The sequence below is a fragment of the Streptococcus sp. 544 genome, assembly GCF_013277385.1.
Classification (GTDB): domain Bacteria; phylum Bacillota; class Bacilli; order Lactobacillales; family Streptococcaceae; genus Streptococcus; species Streptococcus mitis_BA.
In genome coordinates, this window is record NZ_VMMU01000011.1 from 20,609 (window position 1) to 42,957 (window position 22,349).

Annotated in this window: 20 protein-coding genes and 1 pseudogene; 13 read left to right on the plus strand and 8 right to left on the minus strand. The window is 36.9% G+C overall.

Annotated elements, in window-relative coordinates; genetic code table 11:
* From HT728_RS06275 to HT728_RS06295, 5 genes are all read right to left on the minus strand, one after another.
* Entirely contained in the window at positions 1-1,047 is a 1,047-nt protein-coding gene (locus tag HT728_RS06275) for an ABC transporter substrate-binding protein (protein ID WP_000731166.1), read from the minus strand.
* 162 nt (positions 1,048-1,209) lie between these two features.
* Positions 1,210-2,250: an ABC transporter substrate-binding protein gene (locus tag HT728_RS06280; RefSeq protein WP_173234367.1), complete on the minus strand. Its 1,041-nt coding sequence runs from the start codon at positions 2,248-2,250 to the stop codon at positions 1,210-1,212.
* 292 nt (positions 2,251-2,542) lie between these two features.
* Positions 2,543-3,313: a response regulator gene (locus HT728_RS06285; RefSeq protein WP_080982457.1), complete on the minus strand. Its 771-nt coding sequence runs from the start codon at positions 3,311-3,313 to the stop codon at positions 2,543-2,545.
* Entirely contained in the window at positions 3,306-4,955 is a 1,650-nt protein-coding gene (locus HT728_RS06290; protein ID WP_173234369.1) for a histidine kinase, read from the minus strand. The genes HT728_RS06285 and HT728_RS06290 overlap by 8 nt, the downstream gene beginning before the upstream one ends.
* A 174-nt stretch (positions 4,956-5,129) precedes the next feature.
* On the minus strand, positions 5,130-5,906 hold the full coding sequence (locus tag HT728_RS06295; RefSeq protein ID WP_173234371.1) for a glycyl-radical enzyme activating protein: 777 nt from the start codon (positions 5,904-5,906) through the stop codon (positions 5,130-5,132).
* Positions 5,907-6,027: 121 nt separating this feature from the next.
* Between HT728_RS06295 and HT728_RS06300 the strand changes: the two genes are divergently transcribed.
* The 11 genes and pseudogenes from HT728_RS06300 to HT728_RS06350 all read left to right on the plus strand — a co-directional run bounded on the left by HT728_RS06300 (position 6,028) and on the right by HT728_RS06350 (position 18,409).
* On the plus strand, positions 6,028-6,774 hold the full coding sequence (locus HT728_RS06300; protein ID WP_000824973.1) for a DeoR/GlpR family DNA-binding transcription regulator: 747 nt from the start codon (positions 6,028-6,030) through the stop codon (positions 6,772-6,774).
* 12 nt (positions 6,775-6,786) lie between these two features.
* Positions 6,787-7,767: a sugar-binding transcriptional regulator gene (locus HT728_RS06305; protein ID WP_173234373.1), complete on the plus strand. Its 981-nt coding sequence runs from the start codon at positions 6,787-6,789 to the stop codon at positions 7,765-7,767.
* Between the two features lie 195 nt (positions 7,768-7,962).
* On the plus strand, positions 7,963-8,283 hold the full coding sequence (locus tag HT728_RS06310; protein ID WP_000425250.1) for a PTS lactose/cellobiose transporter subunit IIA: 321 nt from the start codon (positions 7,963-7,965) through the stop codon (positions 8,281-8,283).
* Between the two features lie 33 nt (positions 8,284-8,316).
* Positions 8,317-8,625 (plus strand): PTS sugar transporter subunit IIB, encoded by a 309-nt coding sequence (locus HT728_RS06315; RefSeq protein WP_000238718.1) that lies wholly within the window; start codon positions 8,317-8,319, stop codon positions 8,623-8,625.
* A 16-nt stretch (positions 8,626-8,641) separates the two neighbouring features.
* Positions 8,642-9,931 carry a PTS sugar transporter subunit IIC gene (locus tag HT728_RS06320; protein WP_173234375.1) on the plus strand — a complete coding sequence of 430 codons (1,290 nt, stop codon included), beginning with the start codon at positions 8,642-8,644 and terminating at the stop codon, positions 9,929-9,931.
* 161 nt (positions 9,932-10,092) lie between these two features.
* Positions 10,093-12,531 (plus strand): glycyl radical protein, encoded by a 2,439-nt coding sequence (locus HT728_RS06325; RefSeq protein ID WP_173234377.1) that lies wholly within the window; start codon positions 10,093-10,095, stop codon positions 12,529-12,531.
* Between the two features lie 18 nt (positions 12,532-12,549).
* Positions 12,550-13,218 carry a fructose-6-phosphate aldolase gene (locus HT728_RS06330; RefSeq protein WP_173234379.1) on the plus strand — a complete coding sequence of 223 codons (669 nt, stop codon included), beginning with the start codon at positions 12,550-12,552 and terminating at the stop codon, positions 13,216-13,218.
* Positions 13,219-13,235: 17 nt separating this feature from the next.
* Positions 13,236-14,324, plus strand: a complete 1,089-nt coding sequence (locus HT728_RS06335) for a glycerol dehydrogenase (protein ID WP_112444601.1) — start codon at positions 13,236-13,238, stop codon at positions 14,322-14,324.
* Positions 14,325-14,674: 350 nt separating this feature from the next.
* Positions 14,675-17,176, plus strand: a complete 2,502-nt coding sequence (gene leuS, locus HT728_RS06340) for a leucine--tRNA ligase (RefSeq protein ID WP_173234381.1) — start codon at positions 14,675-14,677, stop codon at positions 17,174-17,176.
* Between the two features lie 110 nt (positions 17,177-17,286).
* Entirely contained in the window at positions 17,287-17,982 is a 696-nt protein-coding gene (locus tag HT728_RS06345) for a GNAT family protein (RefSeq protein ID WP_173234383.1), read from the plus strand.
* 11 nt (positions 17,983-17,993) lie between these two features.
* Positions 17,994-18,409: pseudogene (locus tag HT728_RS06350) on the plus strand (GNAT family N-acetyltransferase).
* An 848-nt stretch (positions 18,410-19,257) separates the two neighbouring features.
* Here the strand turns inward: HT728_RS06350 and HT728_RS06355 are convergent.
* The 3 genes from HT728_RS06355 to HT728_RS06365 form a co-directional block, all read right to left on the minus strand.
* Complete coding sequence (locus HT728_RS06355; protein WP_000970296.1) at positions 19,258-19,350, minus strand: type I toxin-antitoxin system Fst family toxin; 93 nt, start codon at positions 19,348-19,350, stop codon at positions 19,258-19,260.
* Positions 19,351-19,691: 341 nt separating this feature from the next.
* A complete protein-coding gene (locus HT728_RS06360; RefSeq protein WP_000970381.1) occupies positions 19,692-19,784 on the minus strand; it encodes a type I toxin-antitoxin system Fst family toxin in 93 nt (30 codons plus the stop codon).
* Between the two features lie 575 nt (positions 19,785-20,359).
* Positions 20,360-20,452, minus strand: a complete 93-nt coding sequence (locus HT728_RS06365) for a type I toxin-antitoxin system Fst family toxin (RefSeq protein WP_000970382.1) — start codon at positions 20,450-20,452, stop codon at positions 20,360-20,362.
* A 133-nt stretch (positions 20,453-20,585) separates the two neighbouring features.
* Between HT728_RS06365 and ruvB the strand changes: the two genes are divergently transcribed.
* Together ruvB and HT728_RS06375 are read left to right on the plus strand one after the other, a co-directional pair.
* The gene (gene ruvB / locus HT728_RS06370) at positions 20,586-21,584 is read left to right on the plus strand and encodes a Holliday junction branch migration DNA helicase RuvB (RefSeq protein ID WP_188111569.1); all 999 of its coding nucleotides are present in this window, start codon (positions 20,586-20,588) and stop codon (positions 21,582-21,584) included.
* On the plus strand, positions 21,565-22,137 hold the full coding sequence (locus tag HT728_RS06375; protein ID WP_173234387.1) for a nucleotidyltransferase family protein: 573 nt from the start codon (positions 21,565-21,567) through the stop codon (positions 22,135-22,137). Before ruvB ends, HT728_RS06375 begins: the two co-directional genes overlap by 20 nt.
* Positions 22,138-22,349: the final 212 nt, after the last annotated feature.

The following is a 22,349-nucleotide window of genomic DNA, read 5'->3' on the forward strand; positions in this document are numbered from 1 at the left end:
TTACTGTTTAGATTGGATATCTGTAAAGACTTCGTTGTATTTCTTAACGATATCTGATTTATTCTTGATGACATAATCATAATCTTCAGTGAGTGTTTTGATTTTGTCAATTGGTTTCATATTTTCGCTTGTTTTAGCATTTTTACGAACAGGCCGGTTAGTAGTGGTTGTACCAAGTGTATCTTGTACTTCTTGAGAGATAATGAAATCGATAAATTTCTTGGCATTTTCCATATTTTTAGCTTTTTTAACGATAGCAGCACTAGCAGGTAGGAAGACTGTTCCTTCTTTTGGATAGACTACCTTGATATTAGCTCCGTCATTTAAGAGTTTAACTGCTGGATCTTCATAAGAGAGACCAACAGCCATTTCTCCGTCAGCGACTGCTTTATAGACACCAGATGAACTTGAACCGATTTTCCCATCAATAAGTGTGAAGAGATCTTTTACATAAGACCAAGCTTTATCGTCTTTGTAACCACCTTGAGCTTGTAGCATATTTGTTAATTGAGCAAAGGCGCTAGAAGAGTTTGCTGGGTCAGCAGTTGCGATTTTTCCTTTTAGTTCAGGTTTGAGAAGGTCGCTATATCCTTCGATGTTCATGCCTTTCGTTAAATCAGGATTGACGATTAAAACACTACCATCTAGTGTATAAGGTGTAGAGTAGCCAGTTGTGTTTTGATATTCTTTGATAACATTATCATTTTCTTTTGAAGTATAGTTTTCAAAGAGTTCTCCGTGGGTAGCATATTGTGTATAAGAACCACCAAAGATGACATCGGCTACAGGAGCTTCTTTTTCTGACTCTAGTTTTTTGAAAAGTTCTCCAGTACCAGCTTGAATCAGTTCTACTTTGATACCGTATTTTTCTTCAAAGGCAGGAATAGTTGCTCCGATTAAGCCCTCTGAGTTTGGTGAATAAACGACTAGCGAACCGCCGTCTCCTTTATCAGATGAACCGCCATCGGCAGATTCATTAGAAGAACAAGCAGCAAGACCAAAAAGAGCTAGTCCGCAAGCAGCATAATACATCCATTTCTTTTTCATGATGGATACCTCCGTTATGTTATTTAAGTTTATTTTAAAACAATGTAAGCGTTTTTAAAACCGATAATTCTATTCTATTAGAGTAAAATTCTCTACAAAAACGGAAGTAATCTTTTTGATTTTATAGTAGGGTTTGACAGTTAATCACTGGTAAGTCAAATTTTATTTTTTAGATTGGATATCTGTAAAAATATCATTGTACTTTTTAAGAATAGTAGATTTATTTTTAATGACATAATCGGAATCTTCAGTGGCAATATTGATTTCTGTCATAGCCTTCATATTTTTATTGGTTTTAGCATTTTTACGAATGGGCCTGATTGTAGTTTCAGTTCCTAGTTTATCTTGGATTTCTTGAGAAAGGAGGAAATCGATAAATTTCTTAGCATTTTTCATGTGTTTGGCATTTTTGATGATAGCTGCGTTACCAGGTAAAAAGACGGTTCCTTCTTTTGGATAAATAACTTTTACATCAACCCCATCATTTAAGAGTTTTAAGGCAGGGTCTTCATAGGTGAGTCCAACAGCCATTTCCCCATCGGCGACAGCTTTGTAAACATTCGAAGAGCTAGATGCAATTTTTCCATCTACTAGGGTAAATAGATTTTTCACATAGGTCCAAGCTTGTTCATTTTCGTATCCACCTTGGTCTACAAGCATGTTTGTTAGTTGTGCAAAGGCGCTAGAAGCATTACTAGGATCAGCAGTAGCGATTTTTCCTTTTAATTTAGGATTGAGTAGATCATTGTAGCCTTCAATTTTAATATCTTTTGTAAGAGCTGAATTGGCAATGATAACACTGACATCCAATGTATAAGGTGTGTAGAATCCTATTTTATTTTGATATTCAGGGATTATCTGGTCGTTCTCTTGAGAAATATAAGGTTCAAAAAGATTTTCGTTAGAAGAGAAGAGGGCGTAGGAGCCTCCGAAAATGACATCAGCTACAGGGGATTCTTTTTCGGCCTCAGCTTTTTTGAACAATTCACCAGTGCTGGCTTGTACTAAGTCAACCTTAATACCATATTTTTCTTCGAAGGCAGGTATTGTCTCTTCGATAAGGTCTTCAGGGTTAGGCGAGTAGACAACCAAAGTGCTATCTGAATCTTTTTCAGTGCTAGTTTCCGCTTCTATAGGTGAAGAACATCCTGATAAAGAAAGGAATATCCAGCCACAAGAGAGAAAGAATAGTATTTTTTTCATAAGTATCTCCTTTTTTACGAACATTTTCTCTACCTAGATTGTTAATGTCTTTAAATTGTAGAGTTCTACAGGATATAATAAAAACCTTAAAGAAATCTAAAACGAAAAATAGGAAATGGGTATCTAGAGCAAGGATGGGTACACTGTAACTGGGATTTCGATGGTAATCCTCTTCAATGCACGTCATTTTATCTGCAATCTCAAAGCTATGATTTGAGTAGTTAGCACTTTGATTTTCATTGAGTAAAAGTACAAAATAAAAAGATTGCCTGATTTGAGCAATCCTTTTACATCAATGGTTTTTATCCATGAGTTTTAATTCTTTTGGAGAAATATGGAGATATTTTTTAAAAACTTTGGCAAAATATTTATAGTCTGAAAATCCAACTTGTTCAGAGATGTCGCTTAAGGGAGAATTAGGGGACTCAGCCATTTTATCTATAGCTTGCTTGAGGCGGTAGCGTAAGATATATTCATTTAGCGTCATTGGGAAGTCTTCTTTGATAACCTTATATAGATAACTTTCACTATATCCTAGATTCTCTGCAATGCTAGAAATGGTAAAGTGCATGCAGTAGTGTTGGTGCACAAATTCAAGAATTTGCTGAATGATTTGGTTTTGTGTATCCACTTGTTGGATAGAGGTGAGTAAAGTTTGATATTCTTCTAAAAAAGGAGTTTCTTGATAAGTGCTAACTCGTAATCGCAAAACAATTTTTTGAAGACATTCTGTCAATTCCTTGGTATCAATTGGTTTGGATAAGAAATCTACCGCGCCATATTGCATGGCTTTTTTGGCATTTTGAAAATCGTTATAACCTGATAAGATAACTTTTTCATAGGAGAGAGTACGAGTGGCTTCAAACATCATAAAAGCATCCATAATTGGCATGGTGATGTCTGTTAAGACAATATGAGGTTCTTTTTCTTGGATGAGTTTCATTCCCTCTTGACCGTGACTGGCAGTTCCTACGACTTGGATACCTAGGGCAGAGTAGTCTACGGCAATCTCTAGCCATTTTCGAATGAGGTGTTCATCTTCTACGATAATGAGCTTAAACATGAGTTAGTCCTTTCGTTATAAATTTGACCCAAGTTTCTCCATGGCGATTGACTCCTAAATCTAGCTGGACATCAGAAAAGAAATTGCTCAATCGTTTATAGCTGTTAACGATGCCATGCTGGGTATGAGGGCTTTCTAAAGAGTCTAAAATAGCGAGTCGCTCTTGTTTTGTGAGTCCTCCAGCATTATCCTTGACTAAAAAAATTAGAGAATCTGATTCCAAGGTAATTTGGATATCAATATGAAGATCAATACGGTATTGCATCCCATATTTTATAGCATTTTCTACTAGAGGAAGTAAGAAAAGTTTAGGAATAGGCTGATTATCAACAGTTTCTGGGCAGACAATATCATATGAAAAGTGCTCGAAACGAATCTTATGAATAATAAGGTAATCCTCTATAATCTTTAAATCTTGGCAAATGGTTGTTTCTTTTTCTAAATCGGTGATACTGTAGCGAAGAATGCGCGTGAGGTTTTGAATCAGGTCTTGTGTGAGAGCGGCATCCATTAAAGAAGTGATTTTAATCGTCTCAAGTGTATTGTAGAGAAAATGAGGATTGAACTGAGCTTCCAGCATTTTTCTTTCAAAAATCCACTTTTCTTTTTCTATGGTCAACATTTTTTGATGAAGTTGATCTAATTCGTACAACATATTGTTGATTTTTTCTGCCATAAACTCAAACTCATCACCTGTTTGTAGAGAAAGCCTTTTTTCTGCTTGTTTAGGAATTTCTTGAAGTTGGTAAACCAAACTTTCAATAGGAACAGCGTTGTGTGTGGCAATTTTATGAGCAATTCGTCTTGCTTGCCAGAAGTAGAGGAAGAATATACATAAGGTGAGGACGGAGGCTAGGCCGAGTAAGCTAGGAATGGGAAAAAAGGATTGAAAAGTATAGATTGAAAAAATAGCACCGACTTTTTCTTTTTGAACAATAAGCGGTTCATTCGCATACCAGTGGGTGCGAGAGTGTAGGAGTTTTTCATCAAATTTTTCAAGAGTGGAGCGAGTAAACTGATTTGTATTGTTGGAAAACATATTTCCAAAGCTATCGGTAATGATGTATTTGGAATTGATCATTGGGAAACTTGAGATGAAATCATTCTCATTTACGAAAGCAATAGTATAGGCCTTAACTCGTTGGTTTTGAAGTAGTGGTTTGATAAAGAGTGTGTAATGTTGCTTATCTGAAGAGAGTGCAATTTTTTCTGTCACTTTTTCTTGAGAAGGATTTTGAATGAGTAGTTTTAGATAGTAGGGAGATAAAATACTTTCTTGATGATTGCGATTGGTACTAAATAGTAATTCACCTGTATCACTTAGGATAATGAGGTCGGAACTAAGCTTCAGTCTAGCTTTTGTCTCGTAAAATAAGCTAAAGACTTCTCGCTCTGTGTGTTTGCCGTCCAAAAATTCAGGAATCATTTTATAGTTCATAGTAGTCAGGAGCTCATTATTTGCTTCTTTCATTTCTTGAACTTGTTTGACAATCTGTCTCGTGTCTTTGGAGAGTTGCTGCTTTTGTAAAAAATAGGAAAAACCAAAAAGTAAAATGAGTAGTAAAAGTGAGGTCACAAAGGCTGCGATAGAGCTTCTATGGAGAATTTCTTTTTGGAGAGATTTTTTAAAGGAATGAGACATCCGCTACCTCCTTGGAAGGGTTTTCTGTTATAAGTATAGCAGTTTAAAAATTTTAGAGCAAGGTAAAATAGAAAAGGTTTGGCTAAAATTTTTTAGCTAAACCTTTTGAGAAGTTAAGTATGTATTATAGATGCTTGTTATCTGCAAATAGCTAGAGCATTTCAAGGAAATAAACTAGAAATAACAATTAATATGATGGTTCAGAAATACCTTTTGATAATCAATAAGATCTTCAGGATGAAGTGCGTGGACTCCATCCATTTCATATTTCCGATTTAATAAACGATATTTGTTTTCACCAAATTGATGAAAAGGGAGTAGTTGAACTTGGTCGATATTTAATGAGTTAAATAGAGTAGCGAATTCTTCTGCATCCTCTAAACTATTGTTAAAATCAGGAATCACCGGGATTCTTAAAACGATAGTTTTATGTTGAGAAAAAGCATAATGAATGTTTTTAATAATCATTTGATTAAAAACCCCAGTCACTTTTTTATGTTTTATAGAATTATAATGTTTTAGGTCTGTGTAGATAAAATCCACATATTGGATTAAATCAACAAATTTTTCATGATCAACAAAGGCAGTAGTTTCAATGGCAGTGTGTATGTGATGTTCTTTAGCTGACTTTAAGATGGCTTTAGCAAATTCAAACTGAGCAAATATTTCACCCCCTGATAAAGTTAAACCTCCACCGGATTCTTCGTAAAATTCTTTATCTTTTAATACCTCTGTAATAATTTCTTCTACAGTTTTTTCTTCACCTACTAAAGTGAATTTTTCTCGTTGAGCATCTTTCATTTTTTCAGGTTTCATTCTTTGAGATTCAGGATTAGAACACCATGGACAGCGCAGAGGACATCCTTTTAAAAAAACAGTTGTACGAATACCCGGACCGTCATGAATTGAAAAGTGTTGAATATTAAAAATAATTCCTTTAGATATTTCCATAAGAGTTCCTCCTCTTTATAATTCTATCCTATCACAAAAACGAAAGAAAAACAATTACGAACGAAAGTTTAATTTGTTGTTTTTTGCTTTTTATTTTGGTAGAATAAAACGGAGGTGTAAAATGAAAAGATTGGAACAAATTATTAAATTAGTATCAGAATATGAAAAGATTGATGTTAATACATTATCGGAAAAATTAAATGTATCGAAAGTAACGATTAGAAAAGATTTAGATAAATTAGAGTCAAAAGGTTTATTACACAGAGAGCATGGATATGCTGTATTAAATAGTGGAGATGACTTAAATGTACGTTTGTCAATTAATTATGAAATTAAGAGAAAAATTGTTCAAGAAGCAGTAAAATTGGTATCAGATAATGAAACAATAATGATAGAATCTGGTTCAACCTGTGCTTTACTTGCTGAGGAAATTTGCAAGCAAAAAAGAAATGTCACTATTGTAACAAATTCATTTTTTATAGCAAATTTTGTAAGAGGTTATGATTCATGTCGTGTTATTGTTCTTGGTGGAGAGTTTCAGAAAGATTCACAGGTTACCGTAGGACCTTTATTAAAAGAAATGATACAGACTTTTCATGTGCGTCAAGCTTTTGTTGGGACAGATGGCTACGATAAAGAGATGGGCTTTACAGGAAAAGATTTAATGCGCAGTGAGGTAGTTCAATATATTTCAGCAGCGTCGGATAAAGTCATTGTGCTAACTGACTCAAGTAAATTTGATAAAAGGGGTACAGTAAGAAGATTTGCTTTAAGTCAAGTCTATGAAGTAATAACAGACGAAAAACTTTCTAAACAAAATATAGCTACATTAGAAAATGCTGGGATAATGGTTAAGGTAGTTTCGTAAGAGGTTAAGTGTATGAATCAAGATAGGAATAAACTGCTCTCTAAAATTGCTTATCTGTATTATATTGAAAACTTAAATCAGTCACAAATAGCAGCAAAATTAGGAATTTATAGAACCTCTATTAGTAGAATGTTAACAGAAGCAAGGAATGCAGGAATTGTTAAAATTGAAATAGAGAATTTTGATACCAATATGTTTAAGTTGGAAAATTATGTAAAAGAAAAATATGGTCTGGAAAGTTTAGAAATTATTCCAAATGAATTTGATGATACTCCAACAATTTTATCTGAAAGAATTTCTCAAGTTGCAGCAGGTGTCCTTAGGAATTTAATTGATGATAATATGAAAATTGGCTTTTCTTGGGGGAAAAGTTTAAGTAATTTAGTAGATCTAATCCACAGCAAAAGTGTCCGAAATGTTCACTTCTATCCTCTAGCAGGTGGTCCTAGTCACATACACGCTAAATACCATGTGAATACACTGATCTATGAAATGTCTAGAAAATTTCATGGAGAGTGTACATTTATGAATGCAACAATTGTGCAAGAGAATAAATTGTTAGCAGATGGTATTTTGCACTCAAGATATTTTGAAGATTTGAAAAATAGTTGGAAAGATTTAGATATAGCTGTGGTTGGGATTGGTGATTTTAGTAATAAAGGAAAACATCAATGGTTAGACATGCTTACAGAGGATGACTTTAAAGAATTGACAAAAGTTAAAACTGTAGGGGAAATTTGTTGTCGATTCTTTGATTCAAAAGGTAAAGAAGTTTATGAGAATTTACAGGAAAGAACGATAGCGATCTCTTTGGAAGATTTAAAAAATATTCCTCAAAGTTTAGCTGTTGCTTACGGTGATACGAAAGTATCTGCGATTCTTTCTGTCTTGCGTGCTAATTTAGTAAATCATTTGATTACAGATAAAAATACAATTTTAAAAGTCTTGGAAGAAGATGGTGATTTTTCTTTTCGAAATATTTTATGTGAGTGAAAATGATAGACTGATTCAGTTTATCGTTTTTCTTTTTAGTAGATTGCACATTTGTGCTTATATAAATAAAAATTGTTTATTTGTTGATTTTTAGATTGACAAGTTTCTTATGTAGTTGTATTCTATAGTTACAAAAGAAAATTTTAAAATTTCAAATGAAAAAAGCTTTTTACATAGTGAAATGAGGAGGAATTTATGGAAATGATTGTTCCAGATCAAATTATCATGGGTTTAATTTTATATGCTGGCGATGCGAAACAACATATTTATAAAGCGTTAGATTATATAAAAAACGGTACATGTGAACGATGTGAAGAAGAAATCCAGTTAGCTGATGCAGCCTTATTAGAAGCCCATAATCTACAAACAAAATTCTTGGCACAGGAAGCGTCTGGTACAAAGACAGAAATAACAGCTCTCTTTGTTCATTCACAAGATCATCTCATGACTAGTATGACGGAGATTAATTTAATCAAAGAAATTATTAGTTTGAGAAAAGAACTTCATAAAAAATAATACTAGAGTATTAACATAGAGGAGGAAAATATAATGGTGAAGATTGGTTTGTTTTGTGCAGCAGGCTTTTCTACTGGTATGCTTGTAAATAATATGAAAATTGCAGCGCAATCTAGTGGAGTTGATGCAGAAATAGAGGCGTTTTCTCAGTCTAAATTAGCGGATTATGCCCCAAATCTAGATGTTGCACTATTGGGGCCTCAAGTTGCTTATACATTAGATAAATCAAAAGAAATTTGTGATAAGTGTGATGTTCCGATAGCTGTTATTCCGATGATGGACTATGGTATGTTAGATGGGAAAAAAGTATTAGATTTGGCCCTATCTTTGATTAGTGGGTAAGAAAAGGAGTTTTATTATGGCAAAGATGGATGTTCAGAAAATCATTGCACCAATGATGAAATTTGTGAATATGCGTGGTATTATAGCTCTAAAAGATGGTATGTTGGCTATTTTACCATTAACAGTAGTTGGGAGTTTGTTCTTAATTATGGGGCAATTACCCTTTGAAGGATTGAATCAAAGTATTGCTAGTGTATTTGGAGCAGATTGGACAGAGCCTTTTATGCAAGTCTATTCAGGAACTTTTGCTATTATGGGTCTAATTTCTTGTTTTTCAATTGCCTATTCTTATGCTAAGAATAGTGGAGTAGAGGCTTTACCAGCTGGGGTTCTTTCTGTATCTGCATTCTTTATTTTACTAAGATCATCTTATATCCCTAAACAAGGTGAGGCGATTGGGGACGCTATTAGTAAAGTTTGGTTTGGAGGCCAAGGAATTATCGGCGCTATCATTATAGGTTTGGTAGTAGGAAGTATTTATACCTTCTTTATAAAGAGAAAAATTGTTATTAAGATGCCAGAACAAGTTCCACAAGCTATTGCCAAACAGTTTGAAGCAATGATTCCAGCATTTGTAATTTTCTTACTTTCTATGATTGTATATATTTTAGCGAGCTCATTGACTAATGGCGGAACATTCATAGAAATGATTTATTCTGTTATTCAGGTTCCGTTGCAAGGTTTAACTGGATCGTTGTATGGTGCGATTGGAATTGCCTTCTTTATATCATTTTTGTGGTGGTTTGGTGTTCATGGGCAATCGGTAGTAAATGGAGTAGTGACAGCTCTGCTTTTATCTAATCTTGATGCTAATAAAGCTATGTTAGCCTCTGGTAATCTATCATTAGAAAATGGAGCACATATTGTTACTCAACAGTTTTTAGATTCATTTTTAATTCTATCTGGTTCAGGGATTACGTTTGGTCTTGTAGTTGCCATGCTTTTTGCAGCAAAATCAAAACAATACCAAGCCTTAGGGAAAGTAGCAGCTTTTCCAGCAATATTTAACGTAAATGAGCCAGTTGTATTTGGATTTCCGATTGTCATGAATCCAGTTATGTTTGTACCTTTCATTCTTGTTCCTGTACTTGCAGCTGTTATAGTATATGGAGCTATTGCAACAGGTTTCATGCAGCCATTTTCAGGAGTTACATTACCTTGGAGCACCCCAGCTATTATATCAGGATTTATGGTTGGTGGATGGCAAGGAGTTATTACTCAGCTGGTGATATTAGCGATGTCTACATTAGTTTATTTCCCATTCTTTAAAGTACAGGATCGTTTAGCTTGTCAGAATGAAGCATGATAATTCTAAAAAAACATTTGTGTATTATCATTAAACACACACATTTGTGCTAAAAATTAGAGAGTTAAAGTTTTTCTAGTTAAAAGCTTGAAATTTTCTAAAAAACCAGGTATTATATTTTCGAAAGAAACAAAAATATTTTCGAAAGAAAGGTGCTTATTATGGTAAATAAAGAAGTAGCAAGAACAACAATCAAGACAGAATATTTTGGCAGCCTTACTGAAAGGATGAACAAATATCGAGAAGATGTTTTAAATAAAAAACCTTATATTGATGCTGAAAGAGCAGTTCTAGCAACACGCGCTTATGATCGATATAAGGAACAACCTAATGTCCTAAAACGCGCCTATATGCTCAAAGAAATTTTGGAAAATATGACTATCTATATCGAAGAAGAATCTATGATTGCGGGAAATCAGGCTTCTTCCAATAAAGATGCTCCTATTTTTCCAGAATATACGCTAGAATTTGTTCTCAATGAGTTGGATCTTTTTGAAAAGCGTGATGGAGATGTTTTCTATATTACTGAAGAAACAAAAGAACAACTTAGAAGTATTGCTCCGTTTTGGGAAAATAATAATTTACGTGCTAGAGCTGGTGCCTTGTTACCTGAAGAAGTGTCTGTTTATATGGAAACAGGATTCTTCGGTATGGAAGGTAAGATGAATTCTGGAGATGCTCACTTAGCAGTTAACTATCAGAAACTGTTGCAATTTGGTTTAAGAGGTTTTGAAGAGCGAGCTCGTAAAGCGAAAGCAGCTCTAGATTTAACAGATCCAGCAAGTATTGATAAATATCATTTTTACGACTCTATAGTTATCGTAATCGATGCTATTAAAGTATATGCAAATCGCTTTGTTGCTCTTGCTAAAAATTTAGCTGAAAATGCAAATCCTAAACGTAAGAAAGAATTACTTGAGATTGCAGATATTTGCTCTAGAGTCCCATATGAACCGGCAACTACTTTTGCAGAAGCTATTCAATCAGTTTGGTTTATTCAATGTATTTTACAAATTGAATCTAATGGCCACTCTCTTTCATATGGTCGTTTTGATCAATATATGTATCCATATATGAAGGCTGATTTAGAAAGTGGTAAAGAAACAGAAGATAGCATTGTTGAACGTCTGACAAATCTTTGGATTAAGACAATTACAATTAATAAGGTTCGCAGTCAAGCACATACATTTTCTTCAGCAGGAAGTCCTTTATATCAAAATGTTACAATTGGTGGACAGACTCGAGATAAGAAGGATGCTGTTAACCCATTATCTTATTTGGTATTAAAATCAGTTGCACAAACCCATCTACCGCAACCTAATCTAACTGTACGTTACCATGCAGGTTTAGATGCTCGTTTCATGAATGAGTGTATTGAAGTGATGAAACTTGGTTTTGGTATGCCTGCATTTAATAATGATGAGATTATTATTCCTTCTTTTATTGCAAAAGGAGTATTGGAAGATGATGCTTATGATTACAGTGCCATTGGATGTGTTGAAACGGCAGTTCCAGGGAAATGGGGCTATCGTTGCACAGGTATGAGTTATATGAACTTCCCTAAGGTTCTACTTATCACGATGAATGATGGAATTGATCCGGCTTCGGGTAAACGGTTTGCACCAAGCTTTGGTCATTTTAAGGATATGAAGAACTTTTCTGAATTAGAAAATGCTTGGGATAAAACACTAAGATATTTGACACGAATGAGTGTTATTGTTGAAAATTCTATTGATTTATCATTGGAACGAGAAGTTCCTGATATTCTATGTTCAGCATTGACTGATGACTGTATTGGTCGTGGAAAACACCTGAAAGAAGGTGGAGCAGTATATGATTATATATCAGGTTTGCAAGTTGGAATTGCAAATTTGTCGGATTCATTAGCTGCAATTAAAAAATTGGTATTTGAGGAAGAACGTATAAGCCCAAGTCAGCTTTGGCATGCACTGGAAACAGATTATGCCGGAGAAGAGGGTAAGGTCATTCAAGAAATGTTGATTCATGATGCACCTAAGTACGGTAATGATGATGATTATGCTGACAAATTGGTTACTGCTGCTTATGACATTTATGTTGATGAAATTGCTAAATATCCTAATACACGTTATGGAAGAGGTCCTATTGGAGGAATTCGTTATTCAGGAACATCTTCTATCTCAGCCAACGTAGGACAGGGACGTGGAACATTAGCAACGCCAGATGGACGCAACGCGGGTACACCGTTAGCAGAGGGTTGTTCACCATCACATAATATGGATCAACACGGCCCTACATCTGTTTTAAAATCTGTTTCAAAATTACCAACAGATGAAATCGTAGGTGGGGTTCTCTTAAATCAGAAAGTAAATCCTCAAACGTTAGCCAAAGAAGAAGATAAATTAAAACTAATTGCTTTGTTACGAACATTCTTTAATCGTTTACATGGGTACCATATTCAATACAATGTTGTTTCCAGAGAGACGTTGATTGACGCTCAAAAACATCCTGAAAAACACAGAGATTTAATTGTTCGTGTTGCAGGATACTCTGCATTCTTCAATGTTCTTTCTAAGGCAACCCAAGATGATATTATAGGACGTACTGAGCATACATTGTAAAATAAAGAGGTTCTTTTTATGGAATTTATGCTTGACACATTAAATTTAGATGAGATTAAAAAGTGGTCTGAAATTTTACCACTAGCTGGGGTAACTTCAAATCCCACTATTGCAAAAAGAGAGGGTTCTATTAATTTTTTTGAACGAATCAAAGATGTAAGAGAATTGATTGGCTCTACACCCTCTATTCATGTTCAGGTGATTTCTCAAGATTTTGAAGGTATCTTAAAAGATGCTCATGAAATTCGGAGACAAGCAGGAGATGATACATTTATCAAAGTACCTGTTACTCCAGCTGGATTACGTGCAATAAAGGTGCTAAAAAAAGAGGGTTACCATATCACTGCAACAGCTATTTATACAGTTATTCAGGGATTATTAGCTATCGAAGCAGGAGCGAATTACCTAGCTCCATATTATAATAGAATGGAAAATCTGAACATTGATTCAAATTCTGTCATTCGTCAATTAGCTCTTGCTATTGATAGACAGAACTCTCCTAGTAAGATTTTAGCTGCATCCTTTAAAAATGTAGCACAAGTAAATAATGCTTTAGCTGCAGGTGCGCATGCTGTTACAGCAGGAGCAGATGTTTTTGAATCAGCTTTCGCCATGCCATCTATCCAAAAGGCGGTTGATGATTTTTCTGACGATTGGTTTGTTATTCAAAATGGTCGTTCCATTTAGATAGAGAGGAAATACATATGAGAATTTTTGCTAGCCCTTCTAGATATATTCAAGGGGAAAATGCTTTGTTTGAAAATGCCAAATCAATATTGGATTTGGGGAATCGTCCTATTCTATTATGCGATCAGTTGGTTTATGATATTGTTGGAAAACGATTTGAAGATTACCTACATAGGTATGGTTTCCATATTGTTCTAGCCCAGTTTAATGGTGAAGCTTCTGACAATGAAATCAATCGAGTTGTTGCCTTGGCTGAGAAAGAAAATTGTGATAGTATTATCGGTCTTGGTGGTGGAAAGACGATTGATAGTGCAAAAGCTATTGCAGATTTGATTGAAAAGCCTGTTATTATTGCTCCAACAATTGCATCGACTGACGCACCTGTATCTGCTTTATCTGTTATTTATACAGATGAAGGTGCATTTGATCATTATCTATTTTATTCTAAAAATCCAGATTTAGTTTTGGTTGATACAAAAGTTATTTCACAAGCCCCTAAGCGTTTATTAGCGTCTGGTATTGCAGATGGTTTAGCAACTTGGGTTGAGGCGCGTGCGGTTATGCAGGCAAATGGAAAAACTATGTTGGGACAACAGCAAACGTTGGCTGGAGTTGCAATTGCGAAGAAATGTGAAGAAACGCTGTTTGCAGATGGTTTACAGGCTATGGCAGCTTGTGAAGCTAAAGTGGTGACACCAGCATTAGAAAATATTGTTGAAGCTAATACTTTATTGAGTGGCCTAGGTTTTGAAAGTGGAGGATTAGCTGCGGCGCATGCAATTCATAATGGTTTTACTGCATTGACAGGTGACATTCATCATTTAACACATGGTGAAAAAGTAGCTTATGGAACTTTGGTACAACTATTGTTGGAAAATAGACCTAAAGAAGAACTTGATAAGTATATTGAGTTTTACAAAAAAATTGGTATGCCAACAACTCTAAAAGAAATGCATTTAGATCAAGTTGGATATGATGATTTAATAAAAGTTGGTAAACAAGCAACTATGGAGGGTGAGACAATCCATCAGATGCCGTTTAAGATTTCGCCTTCAGATGTTGCTCAAGCTATCATCGCTGTAGACGCCTATGTAAATTCAAAATAAACAATAAGGACTACTGTTTTCCAAATGGTAGTCTTTTATTGATTCTCGTATTGAATTCTACGTTCTTCATAAATTAAAAAGCGACACAGGTTGTCGGCTATTTACTATAAATACATTAATTAGCATTCCAGTCGTATCTTCGGTCTAAAATTAGTATTTTGTGTTATAAGAGATAAGCTTCTTGTTTTGCTCTTTGATTTCCCGCATAACAATAAGATAAAAAAGTGGGTGATAGAGCAATTCAGAGCCATCAAAATTAATGAAATACAGTATACAGTTTTTTCTTTTAACACATTTCAAATTCCCTCAAAAATGGTATAATAGTAACATCACAAAATTGGAGAGAGACCATGAGTTTTTACAATCATAAAGAAATTGAGCCTAAGTGGCAGGGCTACTGGGCAGAACATCATACATTTAAGACAGGAACAGATGCATCAAAACCGAAGTTTTATGCTCTTGATATGTTCCCTTATCCATCTGGAGCGGGTCTGCACGTAGGACACCCAGAAGGTTATACCGCAACGGATATCCTCAGCCGTTACAAACGTGCGCAAGGCTACAATGTCCTTCACCCAATGGGTTGGGATGCTTTTGGTTTGCCTGCAGAGCAATACGCTATGGATACAGGTAATGACCCAGCAGAATTTACGGCTGAAAATATTGCCAACTTTAAACGCCAAATCAATGCGCTTGGATTTTCTTATGACTGGGATCGTGAAGTCAATACAACAGATCCAAACTACTACAAGTGGACTCAATGGATTTTCACTAAGCTTTACGAAAAAGGCTTGGCCTATGAAGCGGAAGTGCCAGTAAACTGGGTTGAGGAATTGGGAACTGCCATTGCCAATGAAGAAGTACTTCCTGACGGAACTTCTGAGCGTGGAGGATATCCAGTTGTTCGCAAACCAATGCGCCAATGGATGCTCAAAATCACGGCCTATGCGGAGCGTTTGCTTAATGACTTAGATGAACTTGATTGGCCAGAGTCTATCAAGGACATGCAACGTAACTGGATTGGTAAATCTACTGGTGCTAATGTAACCTTCAAGGTTAAGGGAACTGATAAGGAATTTACTGTTTTTACCACTCGTCCTGATACTCTTTTCGGTGCGACTTTCACCGTTTTGGCTCCTGAGCATGAACTAGTAGATGCCATCACAAGCACAGAGCAAGCAGAAGCAGTAGCAGACTACAAACACCAAGCCAGCCTCAAGTCTGACTTGGCTCGTACAGACCTTGCCAAAGAAAAAACAGGGGTTTGGACTGGTGCTTATGCCGTCAACCCTGTCAATGGTAAGGAAATTCCAATCTGGATTGCGGATTACGTTCTTGCTAGCTATGGAACAGGTGCTGTCATGGCTGTTCCAGCCCACGACCAACGTGACTGGGAATTTGCCAAACAATTTGACCTTCCAATTGTCGAAGTACTTGAAGGTGGAAACGTTGAAGAAGCTGCCTACACAGAAGATGGCCTTCATGTCAATTCAGACTTCCTAGATGGACTCAACAAAGAAGACGCTATTGCTAAGATTGTGGCTTGGTTGGAAGAAAAAGGCTGTGGACAAGAGAAGGTTACCTACCGTCTCCGCGACTGGCTCTTTAGCCGTCAACGTTACTGGGGTGAGCCAATTCCTATCATTCATTGGGAAGATGGAACTTCAACAGCTGTCCCTGAAAGTGAATTGCCGCTTGTCTTGCCTGTAACCAAGGACATCCGCCCTTCAGGTACTGGTGAAAGTCCACTAGCTAACTTGACAGATTGGCTTGAAGTGACTCGTGAAGATGGCGTCAAAGGTCGTCGCGAAACCAACACCATGCCGCAATGGGCAGGTTCAAGCTGGTACTACCTCCGCTATATTGATCCACACAATACTGAGAAATTGGCTGATGAGGACCTTCTCAAACAATGGTTGCCAGTAGATATCTATGTGGGTGGTGCAGAGCATGCCGTTCTTCACTTGCTTTACGCTCGTTTCTGGCATAAATTCCTCTATGACCTCGGTGTTGTTCCGACTAAGGAACCATTCCAAAAACTCTTTAACCAAGGAATGATTTTGGGAACAAGCTACCGTGACCACCGTGGGGCTCTTGTGGCAACTGATAAGGTTGAAAAACGTGACGGTTCTTTCTTCCATGTGGAAACAGGGGAAGAGTTGGAGCAAGCGCCAGCCAAGATGTCTAAGTCCCTCAAGAACGTAGTTAACCCAGACGATGTGGTGGAACAATACGGTGCCGACACCCTTCGTGTCTATGAAATGTTTATGGGACCACTTGATGCTTCGATTGCTTGGTCAGAAGAAGGTCTGGAAGGAAGCCGTAAGTTCCTTGACCGTGTTTACCGTTTGATTACAAGTAAAGAAATCGCTACGGAAAACAATGGCGCTCTTGATAAGGTCTACAACGAAACGGTCAAAGCTGTCACTGAACAAATTGAGTCCCTCAAATTCAACACAGCCATTGCCCAACTGATGGTCTTTGTCAACGCTGCCAACAAGGAAGACAAGCTCTATGTGGACTACGCTAAAGGCTTTATCCAATTGATTGCACCGTTTGCACCTCACTTGGCAGAAGAGCTCTGGCAAACTGTTGCAGCAACAGGTGAGTCAATCTCTTACGTGACTTGGCCAACGTGGGATGAAAGTAAATTAGTTGAAGACGAAATCGAAATTGTTGTCCAAATTAAAGGAAAAGTTCGTGCCAAACTCATGGTCGCTAAAGACCTATCACGCGAAGAATTGCAAGAAATCGCTCTAGCGGATGAAAAAGTCAAGGCAGAAATTGACGGTAAGGAAATCGTGAAAGTAATTGCGGTGCCGAATAAACTGGTTAATATCGTAACGAAATAAATTTAAAAGTCCTTCAGAGTAGAATCTGGAGGATTTTTTGAATCTTCTTATGAAAGTATGATATACTATGGGCAACTATAAAGTTTGAAAAGTGAAACAAGGAGAATACTATGTCAGTAAATGAATATGGTCAAATGATTGGGGAGTCAATGGGAGGTTATACTCCAGGTGAATTGCCTTCTATTGATTTCTTAGAAGGGCGATATGCTCGAATAGAAGCTCTTTCAGTGGAAAAGCATGCGGAGGATTTATTAGCTGTTTATGGTCCGGATACTCCTCGGGAGATGTGGACCTACCTCTTTCAGGAACCAGTAGCAGATATGGAGGAGTTGGTCAGCCTTTTAAATCAGATGTTGGCTCGTAAGGACCGTTTTTACTATGCAATCATAGACAAGGCAACTGGTAAGGCTTTGGGAACTTTTTCTCTCATGCGCATTGACCAGAATAACAGAGTAATAGAAGTGGGAGCTGTCACTTTTTCTCCAAAACTCAGGGGGACAAGGATAGGGACAGAAGCCCAGTATCTCTTGGCTCGCTATGTCTTTGAGGAGCTTAACTATCGTCGTTATGAGTGGAAATGCGATGCTCTTAACCTGCCATCCAGACGAGCTGCGGAGCGTTTGGGCTTTATTTATGAAGGAACTTTCCGTCAGGCAGTGGTTTATAAAGGGCGTACGAGGGATACGGATTGGTTGTCTATGATTGATAAGGACTGGCCAAAAGTCAAAGCTCGTTTGGAAACATGGTTGGCTCCTGAAAATTTTGATAAAAATGGGCGGCAGTACAAGAGCTTGAGAGAATTCTAAGAGGTGATGACATGATAACTATTAGAAAGCAAGAAATTGTCAAGCTAGAGGATATTTTGCATCTCTATCAGGCAGTCGGTTGGACAAATTATACCCATCAACCTCAGATGCTGGAGAAGGCCTTGTCTCATTCATTAGTAATTTATCTGGCACTTGATGGTGATGCTGTAGTGGGCTTGATTCGTTTGGTTGGAGATGGTTTTTCATCAGTTTTTGTACAGGATTTGATTGTTTTGCCTAGCTATCAGCGCCAAGGGATTGGTAGCTCCTTGATGAAAGAGGCTTTAGAGGATTACAAAGATGCTTATCAAGTCCAGCTGGTGACAGAACAGACAGAAAAAACGTGGGATTTTATCGTTCTTTGGGTTTTGAAGACTTATCTACCTATGATTGTATAGGAATGACTTGGATAAACAGAGAAAAATAATAAAACTTGTTTGTTCTTAAGTAAAGTTTAAGGATGGTCTAGTATTATATAGTTATTAAATAAAGACCTCCTAACTTTATTTAATGAAATCCTAAAACTTTTTTCATCATAATCTCCTAATGAAGTCACCCAATCAGGTGGCTTTTTGCGTGGGTAGGTGATGGTGATAGAATTTTTTTACAAAATAGTAAAATTTGAGAAAAGTTAAGCTAGTTTTAAGCTTTGTCTTGTATCATATAGATATTAAATAAAGACCTCCTAACTTTATTTAATAAAATCCTAAACTTTTCTTTTTCATAATAATCTCCCTTAACTCCACCCAATCAGGTGGAGTTTTTTGGCTCTATTTCAGGCTTTTGGGGACTATTCTAAAAATCATTTTTCGATATTTTTCGGTATTTTTCGGATTTTGGTCGGGGAATTGGCGGGGACTTTTTGAGATTTTGGCGGGGATTTTTTAGCGAATATGACTAAGAAATAGGCTTGCTGTTACTTCAGCTACTTCAAACTCAATTTGATTGTAAGTGACTGTTAATTGAAGGACTGGAACTACTGTAATAATGATTTTGCTTGTCTAGTAGTGGCGTATTAAATGAGGAGTGACATATAAGATTGTCTCTTCGTTTACTAAATCAAAATTTCTATGAAATTGATAGAATCCCTAATTTTCTTTTAAACTTGAAAGTCTTGTTGTAAAGTGGTTAAAGCTTGAGAAGATGAGGATGTAAAGTTTTGACAAATTTTGTGAACTGTGGGATAATGGAGAGGAATTAAGGATTAGTTCTATATCATGGACTAGAAAAGACCCCAAGCTAACTTCCACATTAAGCTTGGGGTCTTTTTTGACACTATCTATCTTTGTTTAGCCATTTATCGACTAAGCGAAGAACAACGCCGACCACAATTGGTCCGATGATAGTTTTAAGGATTAGTTCCATCATGGGCTATCTCACCTCCTTTCGTAGGCGGTGTAGAAGTGCCGTAGAATATTAGACCACATAAGTGCTAAACTCAGGAGTCACCCAATCGGGTGGAGTTTTTTGGCTCTATTTCAGGCTTTTGGGGACCATTCTAAAAATAGTTTTCCGATAACTTTCGCTTAATCTTGAAAAATTTATTGGACAGATTCTAAAGTTGGACAAGCTGAGTAGATGAGAATATAAACCTTTGACAAATTTTGTGAACTGTGGGATAATAAAAAGGAATTGAGTACTAGTTCTATATCATAGGCTAGAAAAGACCCCAAGCTCACGACCAAATAAGCTTGAGGTCTTTTTTGACACTATTTGTCCTTGTTTAGCCATTTATCGACTATACGAAGAACGACACCGACCACAATTGGTCCGATGATAGTTTTGAGTACTAATTCCATCATGGGCTATCTCATCTCCTTTCGTAGGCGGTGTAGCAGTGCCGTAAATATTATATCACATAAGTGCTAAAGTCGGGAGTCGCCTAATCAAGTGAAGTTTTTTGGCTCTATTTCAGGCTTTTGGGGACTATTCTAAAAATCATTTTTCGATATTTTTCGGATTTTGGTCGGGGAATTGGCGGGGATTTTTTAGTGAATATGACTAAGAAATAGGTCTGTTGTCGCTTCAGCGAGTTCGTCCTCTACTTGATTGTAAGTTGCTGTTAATTGAAGGACTGGAACTGCTGTAATAATGCTCTTGGTTGTCAAGGAGTGGCCTATTAAATGAGGAGTGACATATAAGATTGTCTCTTCGTTTACTAAATCAAAATTTCTATGAAATTGATAGAATCCCTAATTTTCTCTTAAACTTGAAAGTCTTGTTGTAAAGCGGTTAAAGCTTGAGAAGCTGAGGATGTAAAGTTTTGACAAATTTTGTGAACTATGGGATAATAAAATGGAATTAAGTATTGTGTCTATATCATAGGCTAGAAAAGACCCCAAGCTCACGACCAAATAAGCTTGGGGTCTTTTTGACACTATTTGTCCTTGTTTAGCCATTTATCGACTAATCGAAGAACGACACCGACCACAATTGGTCCGATGATAGTTTTGAGTACTAATTCCATCATGGGCTATCTCACCTCCTTTCGTAGGCGGTGTAGCAGTGCCGTAGAATATTAGACCACATAAGTGCTAAAGTCGGGAGTCGCCCAATTAGGTGGCTTTTTTGTTTGTGGCTTGGATTTTTGATATAATAGAGCCATGAATAGAATTTTAGACAATGAGATAATAGGGGACGAGGAGTTAGTAGAACGCACGCTCCGTCCTCAGTACTTACGTGAATATATTGGACAGGATAAGGTCAAGGACCAGCTCCAAATCTTTATCGAAGCTGCCAAAATGAGAGATGAAGCGCTGGATCATGTCCTCTTATTTGGACCTCCAGGTCTGGGGAAAACGACCATGGCTTTTGTTATTGCCAATGAATTGGGAGTAAATCTCAAGCAGACTTCGGGTCCAGTCATTGAAAAAGCCGGTGATCTGGTAGCGATTTTGAATGACTTAGAGCCTGGGGATGTCCTTTTTATTGATGAGATTCATCGCTTGCCCATGTCGGTGGAAGAGGTGCTTTATAGTGCTATGGAGGACTTCTACATAGATATTATGATTGGGGCTGGTGAGGGTAGTCGCAGTGTTCATTTGGAGTTGCCACCTTTTACCTTGATTGGTGCGACGACTCGGGCTGGTATGCTCTCAAATCCACTACGGGCACGTTTTGGGATTACAGGTCATATGGAGTATTATGCTCATGCTGACTTGACGGAAATTGTTGAGCGGACGGCAGATATTTTTGAGATGGAAATCACTCATGAGGCAGCATCTGAGTTGGCCCTACGTAGTCGTGGGACCCCTCGTATTGCCAATCGTCTCCTCAAGCGCGTGCGCGATTTTGCCCAGATAATGGGAAATGGGGTTATCGATGATCTTACTACCGATAAGGCTTTGACTATGCTGGATGTTGACCATGAAGGTCTGGACTATGTGGATCAAAAAATCCTTCGGACCATGATTGAGATGTACGGTGGTGGCCCTGTCGGATTAGGAACTCTTTCTGTTAACATAGCAGAAGAGCGTGAGACAGTTGAAGACATGTATGAGCCCTACTTGATTCAAAAAGGCTTTATCATGCGGACGCGGTCTGGACGGGTGGCGACTGCTAAGGCATATGATCACTTAGGTTATGAATACAATGAAAAATGAGCAAGAAATCCTAAATGCTTTTAGAAAAAATCCAGATATGATGGCTATTCTGACTATCATACGAAACCTTGGTCTGAAAGACTCGTGGTTGGCAGCGGGTTCTGTCAGAAATTTTATCTGGAATCTCTTGTCAGACAAATCCCCTTTTGACTGTGAAACAGATGTAGATGTTATTTTCTTTGATCCAGATATTTCTTATGAGGAAACCTTGTCCCTAGAGAAAAAGCTGAGAGAGGACTTCCCTCAGTACCAGTGGGAATTGAAAAATCAAGTCTATATGCACCAGCACAGTCCTCACACTTCTCCCTATACCAGTTCTCGTGATGCTATGAGTAAGTATCCAGAACGATGTACGGCTGTTGGACTACGCTTGAATGAAGAATCAGATTTTGAACTCTATGCACCTTATGGTTTGGAGGATATTGTGAATTTTCAAGTTCGTCCAACTCCTTATTTCTTAGAAAATGAAGACCGAATGGAACTTTATCAAACACGTCTATCCAAGAAAAATTGGCAGGAGAAATGGAAAAATTTGATTTTTAAAACTTCTTAAGGAAACTTTAAGCTAGGGAGTGTATACTAAGTCCATAAGTTAAGAAGACCTTAACTTAAACTCCTAAAACTTTTTCATAATAATCTCCCTATAAAAAATAAAGTCGCCCAATCAGGCGGCTTATTTTTTTGAAAAAAGGGCTTGGTGCCTGAGAATAATACTCAATGAAAATCAAAGTGTAAACTAGGAAGCTAACCGCAGGTTGCTCAAAA

Coding starts and splice junctions, on each gene's coding strand:
- ruvB (WP_188111569.1), top strand. CDS start 20,586: ATGAATAGAATTTTAGACAATGAGATAATAGGGGACGAGGAGTTAGTA.
- HT728_RS06300 (WP_000824973.1), top strand. CDS start 6,028: ATGAAAAGATTGGAACAAATTATTAAATTAGTATCAGAATATGAAAAG.
- HT728_RS06345 (WP_173234383.1), top strand. CDS start 17,287: ATGTCAGTAAATGAATATGGTCAAATGATTGGGGAGTCAATGGGAGGT.
- HT728_RS06335 (WP_112444601.1), top strand. CDS start 13,236: ATGAGAATTTTTGCTAGCCCTTCTAGATATATTCAAGGGGAAAATGCT.
- HT728_RS06285 (WP_080982457.1), bottom strand. CDS start 3,313: ATGTTTAAGCTCATTATCGTAGAAGATGAACACCTCATTCGAAAATGG.
- HT728_RS06275 (WP_000731166.1), bottom strand. CDS start 1,047: ATGAAAAAGAAATGGATGTATTATGCTGCTTGCGGACTAGCTCTTTTT.
- HT728_RS06305 (WP_173234373.1), top strand. CDS start 6,787: ATGAATCAAGATAGGAATAAACTGCTCTCTAAAATTGCTTATCTGTAT.
- HT728_RS06355 (WP_000970296.1), bottom strand. CDS start 19,350: ATGATGGAACTAATCCTTAAAACTATCATCGGACCAATTGTGGTCGGC.
- leuS (WP_173234381.1), top strand. CDS start 14,675: ATGAGTTTTTACAATCATAAAGAAATTGAGCCTAAGTGGCAGGGCTAC.
- HT728_RS06330 (WP_173234379.1), top strand. CDS start 12,550: ATGGAATTTATGCTTGACACATTAAATTTAGATGAGATTAAAAAGTGG.
- HT728_RS06315 (WP_000238718.1), top strand. CDS start 8,317: ATGGTGAAGATTGGTTTGTTTTGTGCAGCAGGCTTTTCTACTGGTATG.
- HT728_RS06365 (WP_000970382.1), bottom strand. CDS start 20,452: ATGATGGAATTAGTACTCAAAACTATCATCGGACCAATTGTGGTCGGT.
- HT728_RS06325 (WP_173234377.1), top strand. CDS start 10,093: ATGGTAAATAAAGAAGTAGCAAGAACAACAATCAAGACAGAATATTTT.
- HT728_RS06310 (WP_000425250.1), top strand. CDS start 7,963: ATGGAAATGATTGTTCCAGATCAAATTATCATGGGTTTAATTTTATAT.
- HT728_RS06280 (WP_173234367.1), bottom strand. CDS start 2,250: ATGAAAAAAATACTATTCTTTCTCTCTTGTGGCTGGATATTCCTTTCT.
- HT728_RS06290 (WP_173234369.1), bottom strand. CDS start 4,955: ATGTCTCATTCCTTTAAAAAATCTCTCCAAAAAGAAATTCTCCATAGA.
- HT728_RS06320 (WP_173234375.1), top strand. CDS start 8,642: ATGGCAAAGATGGATGTTCAGAAAATCATTGCACCAATGATGAAATTT.
- HT728_RS06375 (WP_173234387.1), top strand. CDS start 21,565: ATGAATACAATGAAAAATGAGCAAGAAATCCTAAATGCTTTTAGAAAA.
- HT728_RS06295 (WP_173234371.1), bottom strand. CDS start 5,906: ATGGAAATATCTAAAGGAATTATTTTTAATATTCAACACTTTTCAATT.
- HT728_RS06360 (WP_000970381.1), bottom strand. CDS start 19,784: ATGATGGAATTAGTACTCAAAACTATCATCGGACCAATTGTGGTCGGT.